12 protein-coding genes and 1 pseudogene are annotated in these 13,096 nt (G+C 72.4%); 4 read left to right on the top strand and 9 right to left on the bottom strand.

What is annotated here, in order from left to right; genetic code table 11:
- Nucleotides 1–186 precede the first annotated feature (186 nt).
- The 5 genes from GT045_RS14525 to GT045_RS14505 form a co-directional block, all read right to left on the bottom strand.
- Nucleotides 187–546: a tetratricopeptide repeat protein gene (locus GT045_RS14525; RefSeq protein WP_161334421.1), complete on the bottom strand. Its 360-nt coding sequence runs from the start codon at nt 544–546 to the stop codon at nt 187–189.
- Between the two features lie 80 nt (nt 547–626).
- Nucleotides 627–1,076 (bottom strand): MarR family transcriptional regulator, encoded by a 450-nt coding sequence (locus GT045_RS14520; RefSeq protein WP_161334420.1) that lies wholly within the window; start codon nt 1,074–1,076, stop codon nt 627–629.
- Complete coding sequence (locus GT045_RS14515; protein ID WP_161334419.1) at nt 1,073–1,561, bottom strand: MarR family transcriptional regulator; 489 nt, start codon at nt 1,559–1,561, stop codon at nt 1,073–1,075. The genes GT045_RS14520 and GT045_RS14515 overlap by 4 nt, the downstream gene beginning before the upstream one ends.
- Nucleotides 1,558–2,379 carry a cytochrome c oxidase assembly protein gene (locus tag GT045_RS14510; RefSeq protein WP_161334418.1) on the bottom strand — a complete coding sequence of 274 codons (822 nt, stop codon included), beginning with the start codon at nt 2,377–2,379 and terminating at the stop codon, nt 1,558–1,560. The genes GT045_RS14515 and GT045_RS14510 overlap by 4 nt, the downstream gene beginning before the upstream one ends.
- 11 nt (nt 2,380–2,390) lie before the next feature.
- The gene (locus GT045_RS14505) at nt 2,391–2,951 is read right to left on the bottom strand and encodes a DUF2243 domain-containing protein (RefSeq protein WP_161292764.1); all 561 of its coding nucleotides are present in this window, start codon (nt 2,949–2,951) and stop codon (nt 2,391–2,393) included.
- 251 nt (nt 2,952–3,202) lie between these two features.
- Between GT045_RS14505 and GT045_RS14500 the strand changes: the two genes are divergently transcribed.
- Nucleotides 3,203–3,961, top strand: coding sequence for a chaplin family protein (locus tag GT045_RS14500; RefSeq protein WP_202528068.1), 759 nt, complete (start codon nt 3,203–3,205; stop codon nt 3,959–3,961).
- A 369-nt stretch (nt 3,962–4,330) separates the two neighbouring features.
- On the opposite strand, the gene GT045_RS14495 is transcribed toward GT045_RS14500, so the two are convergent.
- On the bottom strand, nt 4,331–5,665 hold the full coding sequence (locus GT045_RS14495; RefSeq protein WP_161334416.1) for a hypothetical protein: 1,335 nt from the start codon (nt 5,663–5,665) through the stop codon (nt 4,331–4,333).
- 73 nt (nt 5,666–5,738) lie between these two features.
- Between GT045_RS14495 and GT045_RS14490 the strand changes: the two genes are divergently transcribed.
- The 3 genes from GT045_RS14490 (at nt 5,739) to GT045_RS39705 (ending at nt 7,846) form a co-directional block, all read left to right on the top strand.
- The gene (locus tag GT045_RS14490; protein ID WP_345942650.1) at nt 5,739–6,359 is read left to right on the top strand and encodes a tyrosine-type recombinase/integrase; all 621 of its coding nucleotides are present in this window, start codon (nt 5,739–5,741) and stop codon (nt 6,357–6,359) included.
- A gap of 34 nt (nt 6,360–6,393) precedes the next feature.
- On the top strand, nt 6,394–6,720 hold the full coding sequence (locus tag GT045_RS14485; RefSeq protein ID WP_161295609.1) for a helix-turn-helix transcriptional regulator: 327 nt from the start codon (nt 6,394–6,396) through the stop codon (nt 6,718–6,720).
- A gap of 829 nt (nt 6,721–7,549) precedes the next feature.
- Nucleotides 7,550–7,846, top strand: coding sequence for a hypothetical protein (locus tag GT045_RS39705; RefSeq protein ID WP_237538580.1), 297 nt, complete (start codon nt 7,550–7,552; stop codon nt 7,844–7,846).
- Nucleotides 7,847–8,038: 192 nt separating this feature from the next.
- Here GT045_RS39705 and GT045_RS14475 read toward each other — a convergent pair whose 3' ends face one another.
- From GT045_RS14475 to GT045_RS14465, 3 genes and pseudogenes are all read right to left on the bottom strand, one after another.
- Nucleotides 8,039–9,796 carry an ABC transporter ATP-binding protein gene (locus GT045_RS14475; protein ID WP_161334415.1) on the bottom strand — a complete coding sequence of 586 codons (1,758 nt, stop codon included), beginning with the start codon at nt 9,794–9,796 and terminating at the stop codon, nt 8,039–8,041.
- A complete protein-coding gene (locus GT045_RS14470) occupies nt 9,793–11,562 on the bottom strand; it encodes an ABC transporter ATP-binding protein (RefSeq protein WP_161334414.1) in 1,770 nt (589 codons plus the stop codon). Before GT045_RS14470 ends, GT045_RS14475 begins: the two co-directional genes overlap by 4 nt.
- A 754-nt stretch (nt 11,563–12,316) precedes the next feature.
- Nucleotides 12,317–13,054 (bottom strand): annotated as a pseudogene (locus GT045_RS14465) (methyltransferase domain-containing protein); the annotation flags it as partial.
- Nucleotides 13,055–13,096: the final 42 nt, after the last annotated feature.

Genomic DNA, 13,096 nt, shown 5'->3' with positions numbered 1-13,096 from the left:
GCGATGTCGTCGGCGAACTCGGCCGTCACCCTCTTCCTGGTCCTGCGCGCGGCGACCCCGCTGTGATCCACGGGCGCGCGCAGGCCCCCGGTGCGGCCCCGCCCCGCGCGGAGCGCCCCGGCCCCGGCCCGGGTGTGCGGCAGGCCCGGATCCCCGGCGGGGGGACCCGGGCCCGGGACGTACGGCTCACTCCGGGGGGAAGTCACCCGCGAGCGCCGAGGCGATCCGCAGGTGCCGCTCCGCCTCCTCGGGACGGCCCTGCCTCTGGAGTGTGCGGCCCAGCATCAGCCGGGCGTAGTGCTCCACCGGGTCCCGTTCCACGAGGGTGCGCAGCTCGGCCTCGGCGCGGCGCAGCTGGGCCGAGTGGTAGTAGGCGCGGGCCAGCAGCAGCCGGGGGCCGGTCTGCTCCGGCACCTCCTCGACCAGCGCGGCCAGCACCCGCGCGGCGCCCGCGTAGTCCTTCGCGCCGAAGAACAGCTGCGCGCGCGCCCAGCGGTCCGCGGCGCTGCCCTGGTCGTAGTACCTGGTCTCCGTCTGCGTCGTCACTCGTGACCTCCTTCGAGGGTCACAACGGGACGCAGTTGTTCAATATTCCACTACTTGGTGCGTCCGGGGACGGCCGGTGGTCAGCCCCGCCGCAGGGTGGCCAGTTCGGCGTCGGCCCGCTCGGTCACCAGGGCGAGCACCCGCCCGGCGACCGCCCGGTCCTCTTCCGGGATGTCCGCGTACAGGCGCGCGGACACCGCCGCGACCTCGGTGCTGCCCGTCGCGTACAGCTCCCGGCCGGCGTCGGTGGCGCGCACCCGGGCCGGGCCGTCGGCGGCCAGGAGTCCCGCGCTCGTCAGCTCCTGCGTCACACGCCGCACCTCGGACCCGGCGGCCTTCACCGTGCCGGTGACGCCGTCGGTCAGGGTGCCGCGCTCGACGGGCCCGTCCGCGAGGACCGCCGCCCGCAGGGTGACGAACTGGAGGAAGGAGACGCCGTGCGGCGCGAGCACATGCTCCAGGACGGCGCGGGAGGCGTAGTGGGCGAGGCCGATGGTGCGGCCGTCCGTGCGGGGTGTGGTGGTGGTCATGACTGCTCCGTCTCGTGGTCGGTGAGGTCGAACGGGTCGAGCGGCGCGTCGAGCAGGGCCGTCAGGTCGCGGGTGAACTCCCGGGCCCGCGGGCTGTCGGGACCGCCGAGGGGGGTCAGCAGCTGCCGCAGCAGGCCCCGGACGACGCCGATCGCCTCCCGGGCGGTCTCGCGGCCCTGCTCGGTGAGCGCGACCCGGACCGCGCGCGGGTCGTCCGGGTCCCGGGTGCGTTCGACCAGGCCGGCCGACTCCAGGCCGCGGGCCAGCTTGGAGACGTAGAGGGCCTCCAGGCCGGTGTGGTCGGCGAGGCGGCGCTGGCTGGGGCGCAGCCCCGAGCGCTGCATGCCGTGCAGTGACGCCACGAGTGAGTACTGCGCGTGCGTCAGTCCGAGCGGTGCCACCGCGCGGTCCACCGCGACCCGCCACTTCGTCGACAGCCGCCACACCAGGAAACCGGGCGTGGCGCCCTCGGGAACCTTGCTCATGGTGAATACAGTACATGGACATTATGTCCATGGCTACTATCTGCGCTGCGGCGTGCGGGACGCCAGGTGGCGACGAGCGCCCCCGCCAGGAGGAGTTCGGCGACGTCACCGCCGTAGTACATGATCTCCGCACCGCCCTGGACCTCGGTGACGGGTGCGTGGACGCGCACCCAGAACCCGCCGTACATCAGCTGCGCGACCACCGCGTGCACCGCGATGGCGCACCCCAGGAAGACCAGCCGGGCCCGCACACCGGGGCGGCCCGGGGCCGGATCGGGACCCGCGACCGCGTGCGCGAACAGACACCCCGCCAGCAGGAAGTGGGCGTGCAGCAGCCAGTGTCCGGCCGGCTGGGCCATGGCGGTGTCGTACAGCGGGGTGAAGTAGAGGACCGGCAGGCTGCCCGTCGACAGCAGCAGGGCGACGGCCGGGTGCGCGAGCAGCCGCGCCGGGCCGCTGTGCAGTACGGCGGTGAGCCGGCGGGCACCGGAGGCGGGGAGGGTGCGCAGCAGCAGGGTGACCGGGGCGCCGAGCACCAGGGCGAGCGGGGCGTACATCCCGATGAGCATGTGCTGCGCCATGTGGCCGCGGAAGTCGTGGTGCGCGAAGGAGGCCACGGGGGGCAGCAGCGCCGCCGCCGACAGGGCGACGCCCGCGCAGAAGGCGGCGGTGCGCCAAGGGCTCCAGGACCGCACCGGATTCCGGCGGCGTGCCCTGCGGGCCAGCAGCAGATAGCCGCCCGCGCACACCAGCAGCACCAGGGCCGGCAGCACGACCGCCGCCACGCCGCCGCTCTCGTGCGGGGGGTGGTGGGTCATGTGGTGCCCCATCAGGCGCCGCGCCCGTCTCGTCGGGTGCCGGGAGCGGCCGGGGTGAAGGACGGCCCGCCGCGCTGCAGAAGCCAACCGCCGGCCAGCAGCAGCGCTCCGAGGACGAGGAAGGCGATGTCCCACCAGACCTGGTGCGGACCGCCGTGGACGTGGTGGATGCCCAGGACGTGATGGTCGAGCACGCCCTCAACGAGGTTGAACAGGCCCCAGCCGGCCAGGATCCACCCCCACAGCACCCGCGACGCCCACACCCGCCGCCGGTCCGTGGTCACCCGGGCGTACAGCACGGCGAGCCCGGTGAGGACGGCGAGCCAGCACACGGTGTGGAAGACGCCGTCCCACACGGTGTTCATCCGCAGGCCGGAGACCGTGTCGGGGTCGTAGTACTTCACCCCGATGCGGTCGTGGTTCGTACTGGTGAGCATGTGGTGCCACTGCAGGAGCTGGTGCAGAAGGATGCCGTCGACGAATCCGCCGAGTCCGACGCCCAGGAGAAGTCCGGGCAGTTGCAGGCTGGCGGGCGTGGTGCCGGCGCTGGTGTCTCGTACGGTGGTTGCCATCGCTCCTCGTAACGGTCGTTTCCGGATCGATCGGTTCCGGCAGCGTTGCCCTACGAGAGCTATCAGTTGCGCGGCTCCGCCGCTGCGGCACGCTCGGCCATCTGCGTGGGCCGGAAAGGGGCCGCCCGGCGCACGAAAGTACCCCTCTTGCCGGGCAAAAGGCTGAAAAACCATAACTTGATTGGTTTCACATGCGTTTCCATGGGTGCGGGTGAGTGCCCGCGACCGTGTCTGGAAGGGCAGGGAACCCCATGAAACGGGCTACCCGAAACAGTGTGTTCGCCATCGCCGCCGCCTCCGGTGCGATGGCAGTCGCGGGGCCGGTGCACGCCGACTCCGCCGCGAACGGGGCGGCGGCCGGCTCGCCCGGTCTGATCTCCGGCAACGGCATCCAGTTGCCGGTGCACGTCCCGGTGAGCGTGTGCGGGAACACCGTCAACGTGGCCGGGCTGCTCAACCCGGCGGCGGGCAACCGCTGCGCCAACGTGAGCGGCTCCTCCGCCGGGAAGGGAGCGTCCACCGCGCCGGGCGGGGCGTCGAAGGGCGGGACCGTGCAGGGCGGGTCGTCCACGCACGGCGGGGCCACGGCGCAGGGCACCGCGCAGAACTCGCCGGGCGTCGTCTCCGGCAACGGGATCCAGCTCCCGGTCGAGCTGCCCGTGAACGTCAGCGGCAACAGCGTCAACGTGGTGGGTGTGGGCAACCCCGTCTTCGGCAACGAGTCCGTGAACACGGACGAGCCCGCCGAGCCGGCCACGCCTCCCGTGAAGGAGCCGCCCGCGTCGCAACCGCCCACGCGGGTCACGCCTCCGGTCCGGCACACCCCGCCCGCGACGACGCCCGCGCCGAAGCCGTCCCCCGTCGTCGTACGGCAGCACGCGACCGGCAGCCTCGCCCGCACCGGCCCGGACAACGTCTGGGCGGCGGCCGTGGGAAGCCTGGCGTCACTGATGGGCGGAACGGTGCTGTACCGCCGCTTCCGCTCGCGGGCGGCCGGCCGCGAGGGCTGAGCCGCAACGGCCCGAGGCGGCCCGGCCGGTGGCTCCGTACGACCCGACCACCGGCCGGGTCGTACGGGTGATCTCCGGCCGGGTCGTACGGGTGGCCGCGGACGGTTGTACGAGTGGCCGCGGACGGGGTCGTACAGGTGATCCCCGGGCGGGTCGCGGGGCGGCCGTGGGCCGGGGCGTACGGGTGATCGTGGGCCGGGTCGTGCCGCCCACCGCTCGGCCGCCGTGCCGCTCGCCGCTCGGCCGCCGTACCCCTCACCGCTCGGCCGCCGTGCCGCTCGCCGCTCGGCCGTCGTGCCGCTCGCCGCTCGGCCGTCGTGCCGCTCGCCGCTCGGCCGCCGTACCCCTCACCGCTCGGCCGCCGTGCCGCTACCACCCGGTGAACAGCAGGTGGTTGAGCAGCAGGGCCAGCGTCACCTGCGCGGTGAGCCAGGCCCGGGGTCGGGGCAGGAACGCGCAGGCCGCGAGCAGCCACATCGCGAACGGCAGCCAGATGCGCTCCGTCTCCGCCTTGCTCATCCCGGACAGGTCCGCGGCCAGCAGGGCGAGCAGCGCCGCCGTCACGAGCAGGGCCAGCCGGGCGGCGGCCGGGGGAGCGTCGCGGTGGCGGACGAGGGCCGCACCAGCCCGCCGCAGTCCCGCCGCCGTGGCCACACCGGTGATCAGCACCGTGCAGGCCAGGTTGGCCCACACCCAGTAGCCGTAGGGCCGGATGCCGCCGACGCCCTGGTAGTAACGGGTGACCAGCAGCCGGTACCCCTCCCACCAGTCGAACCCGGCGAGGGTGAACACCACCGGGACGACCGCCGCCCCGGCCAGGAACAGGACCGGCAGCACCGGCCGTTCACGGACCCGGTGCCGCCCGAGCACCAGCACCGTCGCCACGATCAGCGCGAAGAGCACCAGGCCGTAGGAGAGGTAGCAGGTCAGCCCGAACAGCAGCCCCCCGCCCGCGGCCCAGGGCAAGGACCGGCCGGTGACCGCGAGGGCCGACAGCGCCACGGACCAGGCGGCGACCGCCGCGAAGTAACCGTCGGCCGAGGTACCCACCCACACGGCGGCCGGGGCCGCCACCAGGAACGGTGCCGCCCGCCGGGCCAGCGTCTCGTCGGCAAGGGCGCGCACCGTCACCAGCACCGCGACGCAGGCGGTCGACCCGACGGTGATGCACCAGGCGCCCGCCCAGCCGCCGCCGCCCAGACCGATGCGGTCCAGGAGCACGAAGGTGACGGTGGCCGCCGGCGGATGCCCCGCGATGTGGGCGGGCCAGACGCCGGGGGTGCCGCTCACGATGTGGTGGGTGAAGTCGTGCAGGGCGGCCGGGATGTCGTGGAAACGGCCGATGACCCGCAGGTACTCGTTGGGGGCGGTGAGCCGGCCGGCCACGCCCCGCTCCCAGCCGTCGGCAAGCGCCAGTGACCAGGTCCAGGCCAGCGTCGTCGACCACGCGGCGAGGAGCAGGCGCCGCCAGGGCAGCCGTGCGGCGACGGACGGCCCGTGGACGACCACGGCGGCCGCCACCAGCACGGCGCCCGGCGTGCCAGGCCCCGCATGCGGGTCCCAGTCGGCGAACAGCGGCGGCCAGTGCACGAACAGGGTGCGGAACGTGTCCTGGATGTGCCGCCCGACGACGACGGCGGCGAGGACGAGGAGGACGGCCGCCGAAGCGGCACTGAGATCGGCATACCGAGTACGGCGGTTCACACCGGAGACGCTAGGTCAAACGGGATGAATTGCATCTGATGCAACACTCCTCGCGACGCTGACACAGCCGTTTGTGCTGGCTGCGGGCACAGAGTCACGGCAGCGGCCGGAGGGTATCCGGTCGCTGACCTGCCAGGGCCGCAAGGGCGCCCTGACCGCCCTGCGGGATGCCGCGGTCCTCAAGACCATCTATGCCTACGGCACCCGTCGGACCGAGTCGTCCAAGGTCGATCTGGTCGACCTGCGACGCAGTCCCAAGGCTCCGCAGTTCCGCTGCTACGGCACCGTGATGGTCCGCTTCGGCAAAGCCTCGAAGGGGGCGCCGCCCGAGCGCCGCACGGTGCTGATGGTCCCGGAGATGGACTGGGCGGTCGACGTCCCGGACGAGTGGGTGACCGAGATCCGCCCGCACTTCTCGCCCGGACGTCACCCCGCGCTCTGGGTGACTGAACGGGTCGGGCGGCTGTCGTCGCGGTCGATCAACGAGGCGTTCGTGACGGCCCGCGATGACGCCGGTCTCGACGAGGACCTCGACCTCCACTGCCTATGGCGCAGCTACATCACGCATCTGACCGAGTTCGGCTATCCCGCCCGCTTCGTCCAGGAACAGGTTGGTCACTCGCACGCGTCAACCACGGCCATTTCTATGGGGTCTCGAACGAGTACCGCAACACGCTGCTGGCAGCATCCATGAAGAACCGACTGGGCGACGACTGGGAAGTGATCTTGTGATCAAGAAGATGGGCTACCAGTGGCAGCTCAGGCAGCTGATGGCCGAGCGTCAGATGTTTCAGACCTCCGACCTGGTCCCCTTGCTGGCAGAACGCGGTGTCACCCTGTCACGCGAACAGGTCTACCGGCTGATGACTCAGTCGCCGCAGCGCATGAGTATGGACACCCTCGTCGCGCTCTGCGACATCCTCCAGTGCACCCCTAACGACCTGATCAAGCCCGAGGTCGTCAACGTCCAGCTCCGCAACACCGCCGACGGGGACGCGGGCCCGCTGCCGGACAGGCCTCGCCGCACCGTGATCCGCCGCCCAGGGCAGTCGTGAAACCAGCCGCAATACGCCGACAGCGCGAGCTTGCTCAGGCCCGCGCCCGTCTGATCGCCTACCTCCAGAGGGTGGCCGGACCGTCGCTGACAGCCGAGGATGCCCAGACGGCCCTGGAGAAGGCCAAGGCATGGAGCCGCCAGCCCGGCACGAACCCTGGACGGCTACTTCGCCGAGCACCCGAACGCCCTCACCGAGCCCTCGCCACACTGCCCGGTCCATGTGGTCCGGCTCCTACAGCACCTCGAAGCCACCGGACACGGCGACACCGTCACCCGACTGGCCTGCGCACGCTGCCACCGAACAGGCCTCCGTCTCAACCGGACCACCCCGCAAGGCCGCTGCTGCGACTGGTGCGTCGCACGGACCGATGCTCGGCCCTGCGCACGCTGCGGCCAGAACGGCCTCATCGTCGCCCGGCGCGAGGACGGGCCTGTCTGCCGCCGCTGCTACCGCACGGACCCGTTGTTCCTGAAGGACTGCGCCGACTGCGGCCGCAAACGCCTGCCCGCAATCCGCCCGTTCGCCGAATGGGGCGTCCTTCGCTCCGCCCGGTGCCGGGCGGATAAGGGCCGCTACTCCCTCGCTTCTGCCTCGAGGGACCGGCGAAACATTCGGGCCGCAATCACGTTCATGACCTGGCTCGACGACAACTCGATCACGCTCGCCGACCTCAGCCAGGAAGACCTCGACCTCTGGCCAACCACCAACCCCACCCGACGCCGAAACCTCAAGCCATTCGTCCGCTGGGCCGTCGCCCGCCGCCTCACCAGCAAGGTCATCATCCCCACGAAGAAGTACGGCCTTCCCGCCCGATTCCTCGACACCGATGAACTCCACCAACAACTTCGCCCCACCCCGGCTCGCGGTCCTCATCGAGCGACAGATCACGAGCCCCGCCTGCCGCACCTCCGTGCTCCAGCAGTCACACACCGGGACACCTGGCTTCCTCTTCCCAGGCCGGCCCCCAAGCCGCCCCCGCAGCCCTCAGACCGTCAACCACTACATGAAGCTGCACAGCCTGCCGGGCATCGACGCCCGCAACACGGCCATGATGGAAGCGATCACCGACCTCCCTCCGATCGTGGTCAGCAACCTCTTCGGCGTCCACGCCAACACCGCCTAGCCTGGGCTCAGTACGCCCAAAACAGCTGGGCCGAATACCTCGAAGCCGTCCAGGACACCCAATAGGTTTGGCCCCGGAAAGAGGATCATTACGGGGGGTGCTCGTCGCTCGCCCCGGCCCGGGACGGAAAGGACACGCTTTACCAGATCCGGACCGACCCTGCGCTCCTGAGGAGGTTGGCAGGGGGCCGTCTCACCGAGTGGAAGGCCGCTCGCCGTGCCAGGAGTGCCAGAGGGCGGCATAGGCGCCGTCGGCCGCGATCAGGTCGTCGTGGGTGCCGAGTTCGGTGAGGCGGCCGGCCTCCATCACGGCGACCCGGTCGGCGTCGTGGGCCGTCTGCAGGCGGTGGGCGATGGCGATGACGGTCCGGCCTTGCAGGACGGCGGCCAGGGCCCGTTCCGTGTGGCGGGCGGTCTGCGGATCCAGGAGGGCGGTGGCCTCGTCGAGTATCAGGGTGTGCGGGTCGGCCAGCACCACGCGTGCCAGAGCGAGTTGCTGGGCCTGCGCGCCATCCGGGCGGTGGCCGTCCGGGCCCAGGTCGGTGTCGAGGCCGTCGGGAAGTTCACGCGCCCAGTCGGCGCCGACGGCGGAGAGTGCCGCGTACAGTTCGGCGTCAGTGGCGTGGGCGGAGGCGATCTGCAGGTTGTCGCGGACCGTGCCCAGGAAGACGTGGTGCTCCTGAGTGACAAGGGCAACGTGCTTGCGCAGCTGAGCGGGACCTAGGTCGGCGACCGGTATCCCGCCCACCGTCACCGAGCCCGAGCGGGGCGCTTCCACACCCGCCAACAGCCTGCCCAGGGTGGTCTTGCCCGCACCGGACGGTCCGACGACCACCAGGCGTTCGCCGGGCCGGATGGTCAGGTCGACGCCGTGCAGAACGTCGCTCCCGCCGTCGTACGCGTAGTGCGCCCCGGTCACCTCGATCCGGTCGTCGGACGGATTGCGGGAAGAGGCCGCCGGTGTCTGCGGGGCCAGGCCGAGGCCCTCGACCCTAGCGAAGGAGGCGCTGCTGCTCTGCAGTTGTTCCATCTGCTGGAGGATGACGTCCAAGGGTTGGGCGAGCTGACGCAGGTACAGGGCCGAGGCGACCACGGCGCCCAGGCTCATCGCGCCGTGGCTGTGCAGCAGGCCGCCGATGAGCAGGACACCGGCGACGGGAACGACGTAGGAGATGTCGATCGCCGGGAAGAGCACACTGCGCAGGAACAGGGTCCGCTTCCGGGTGGCCCGGCACGCCTCGAGCTGTTCCTGGCATGCGGTGATGCGCTGCTGCTGGAGCCCGAGGGCTTCGATGGTGCGAGTGCCGGTCGCGGTGGCCGCGAGCTGTTCCGCGAGCACCGAGTGGGCGGCTCCTTCGGCGAGGTACGCGGTGAGGGCCCGGCGCAGGTACCAGCGGGAGGCGAACCAGATGCCGAACAGGCCCACCACCCCGCACGCTCCGAGCAGCGGGTCCACCAAGAAGACCGCGCCGAGGATGAACAGCGCCTGGACCCCGGCGACGAGGATCTCCGGCCCGGCGCTGCGCAGCGTGTGGCCGACCGCAGCGACATCGGTGGTGCCGCGGGTCATCAGGTCGCCGGTGCCGGCCCGTTCGATCACAGCGGCGGGCAGGGCGAGCGCCCGGTCGGTGAACTGTTCGCGGATGCGGGCCAGGGCCCGCTCGCCGAAGCGGTGGCCGACGTAACTCGCGTAACGCACCAGGACGAGCTGCACCAGCGCGAAGACGAGGATGGCGAGTGCGAGGCGGTCCACGGAGGCCACCGGGGCTCCGGCCCTGACTTCGTCGATGATGCGGCCGAGCAGCCACGGGCCGACGAGTCCGGCGGCGGCCGCGAGGGCGTTGAGTCCGAGCATGACGGCGAAGGTCCGCCCGTCGAGCCGGACCAGCCGGAGGGCTGCGCGTCGTATCCGGGACGGCTCGGCGACGGGGAGGGAGGAGGGGGTGGTCATTGTGCGGCCTCCTGGCGGGACAGGGTTCCCCCGGTGGTTTCGGCGTTCGTACGGCCGGGGCCCTCGTCTTCCGTGCCCCGGGAGACCAGGTGGCGGTAGTCGGGCCGGCGGTCCAGGAGTTCGCGGTGGGTGCCGACGGCGGCGACTGCTCCGTCGACCAGGTAGTGCACGGTGTCCGCCTGGTCCAGCAGGAGCGGCGAGGTACTGGTGACGACCGTGGTGCGGCCGGAGCGTGCGATACGCAGACGGGTGGCGACGGCCGCCTCGGTGTGTGCGTCCAGAGCCGATGTCGGTTCGACCGCCAGGAGCACCTCGGGGTCGGCCAGCAGCGCCCGGACCAGCCGGACGCGCTGCCGCTGGCCTCCGGAGAGGTTGCGGCCCTGAGCCTCGACGGGCGAGTCCAGTCCGCGCGGCAGACCGCGGACGATGTCCTGCGCCACGGCCGCGTGGACGCCCCGGGCGATGGTGTCCTCGTCCACCTCGCGGTCGGCGCAGATCACTTCGCGCAGCGGACCGGCGAACAGGTCCGCCGCATTGTCCGCGACCAGGATCCGCCGGCGCACCTGCGTCAGGTCGATCTCGTCCAGCCGTATATCGCCCCAGGTCGCGGCCGACCCGGCGAACCGGCCGAGCCGGTCGATGACCGCCGCGCTCTCTGCGGGACGGGCGCTGACCAGCGCGGTCATCCTGCCGGGCACCACCTCGACCCTGGTCTCCGGATCACGGAGCACGGCCGGGCCCTCGGGCCCCCTGGAGGTGGGCTCCTTGTCCGGGGCATCGGGTTGCAGGGCCAGGAACCGTACGACCCGACGTGCGGCGACCAGCCCGCGCGTGAGGTCGTAACCACCCTCGATGAAGAACGAGACCGGCACCACCAGCACGGCGGTGTACCCATACACGGCAACCAACTCGCCGACGGTCATGTCCCCTTGGGTGGCCATCCTGGCCGCCAGCCAGGTCACCGCCCCGAGGAACAGGGTGGGCAGGCCGACGCCCAAGGCCTGGATCCAGCTGGTCACTGTACCGACGCGGTATCCCTCCGCCCGCAGCGCCTGCGAGTCGCGCCGGTACCGGTCGGCGTACACCTCCTTGCCACCGATGCCGTTGAGCACGCGCAGCCCGCCGACGATGTCCCCGAAGCGCGCGGCAAGTGAGCCCTGCTGCTCCCGGTAGGCCGCTTCGATGCCCTGCAACCGACCCAGCAGCGGGCCGACCAGCACCGCGAGCAGCGGAACGCCGAGCAGCACCACCACGGCGAGCAACGGTGAAACGGTCAGCAGCAACGCGGCCACGGCGACATAGACGAGGACCGCCCCGACACCCGGCCCCGTGATGGTCAGCGTCTGGGCGATCACACCGACGTCGCCGAACCCGATCGTCACGACCTCCCCGGCGGTGACCTTGCGCTGCAGCGCCCCACCCAGTCTGGTCGCGTGCCTGACCACCACCTGTACGGAACGGAACGAGGCGTCGATCCGCACCCTGGTCATCGTCCGGTGCCGCATGATGGCCAGCCACGCGTTCAGCACCCCGACGCCCACCAGCGCGGCGACCCAGCCGACGAGCGCGGTCCAACGCCCCGGTTCGAGCCCGTCGTCGATGGCGCGCGACAGGAGGTAGGGCGGCAGTGCCAGGCAGAGCATCCAGGCACTGCCGAACAACGCACCGGCGGCGATCCGGCGGCGCTGACTGGTGACCAGCCACCACAGGTACCGAGGGGCGCTGCGGTGGTCCGGGATCCCCGGATCCGAGCTCGCGTCTGTCATCCGCCTCACAGTAGTGACCACTGTTCGAACCGTTCGGGTGGGCTGATTCGTCCGCAAAACCGTAGAACACGTTGCCCCGACCGCACTTGGACCTCTATCCGCAGCGGGCAGACACTCCTTGGACTCCTCACGGAAGCGGCCTCTGCCGAGGCGGGCGAGGGAGTTCCTTCGAATGATGAGGCAACGGCTTGAGGGCGTGAATAGCGCAGGGTTGGAACACCGCCCGTTCCCCAGTCGGCGGCCGAGAGAAAGGACGGACCGGCGGCCCCACGTCAGACTTTCGTCACCGCCGCACCCCTCGGCCGACCCGCGCGCTCCCACGCGAGCGCCAGGGGGCGGCCGGTGTCGGCCCACCGGACACCGGTCCGGCCCTCCGGCCTTTACGCTCCGGCGCTCCGGCGTGGCACTAACGGCCTGACGCTGTCGGTCCGGGACTACCGGTCCTGACTACCGGTCCGGGACTGCCGGTCCTGCGCCCCGGCCTGGCGCTATCGCTCCGGGATTGCCGGTCCGGCGCTCCGGCTCGGCACTACAGGCGCTGCTGCCGGTCCGCCGCCCCCGTGCCCGTCGCCGGCCCCGCGTCGGCCGCCGCCCTCGTCGCTCTGACCGCCGTCCCCGCGTCCGCTGCACCCGCGTCCGCTGCACCCGTGCCCGCCGTCCCCGCGTCCGTCGCTGCTCTGGCCGCCGTCCCCCCGTCGGCCACCCCCGCCGCCGCCCACGTGTCCGGCGCCGCTCGGGCCGCCGCCGTCTCCGCCGGCCTGTCCCTGGTCGGCCTCCTCGTCCGCTGCGCCCTGATCACCACGGTGCCGTCCGGTGGCCCGGTACCGCTGCCGTGGCTGCGGGTGCGCAGGGCGACGAAACGGCGCCCCCCGGCCGTCCACTGGCCGGCCAGGTCCCATCCCCGGGCGTACCGCAGAAGGGCCGGCGTGCCCAGGCGTGCCCACGGGAAGGCGCCGCCGCCGTCGGTCCGTCCGTCGGCGCGGTCCACGACCTGCACCTCGGACCACTCGTCGACGTCCACCGAGGCCGTCTCGGCGATCAGCAGTCCGCCCGGGCACAGCAGCCGCGCCACCCGGTCGAGCAGGGAGCCCGGGTCGCCGCCGATGCCGACGTTGCCGTCCATGAGCAGGACGGTGCCCCAGCGGCCCTCGCCCGGTAGCGGCTCGAACACCGAGCGCCGCAGGGCCGGGCCGCCGAGCCGACCGGTGTGGTCGACGGCCGCCTCGCTGACGTCGATCCCGAGGACGGGGCGGCCCCGGGCGGCGAGTTCCGCCACCAGCCGGCCCGGTCCGCAGCCGACGTCGAGCACGGCGCCCTCGCACCGGTCCAGCACCGCCCGGTCGACCGGGTCCGCCCGCGCGCACCACCGCTCCACCTCCAGCGGAAGCAGCCAGCCGTCGCTCCGGCGCAGGAACAGCGGACCGCGCCCGGAGCGCAGGGCGGTGGCGTACGGGTCGGCACCGGCCCAGGCGACGGCCGACGAGGTGCTCATCGCCCGGCCCCGGGTCCGCTGCGGGCGACCGCCCTGGCCAGT

It is taken from the genome of Streptomyces sp. SID486 (genome assembly GCF_009865385.1).
In the GTDB taxonomy this organism is placed as follows: domain Bacteria; phylum Actinomycetota; class Actinomycetes; order Streptomycetales; family Streptomycetaceae; genus Streptomyces.
Note: the sequence above shows the minus strand (reverse complement) of the source record. Positions and strands in the feature narration are given on the sequence as shown.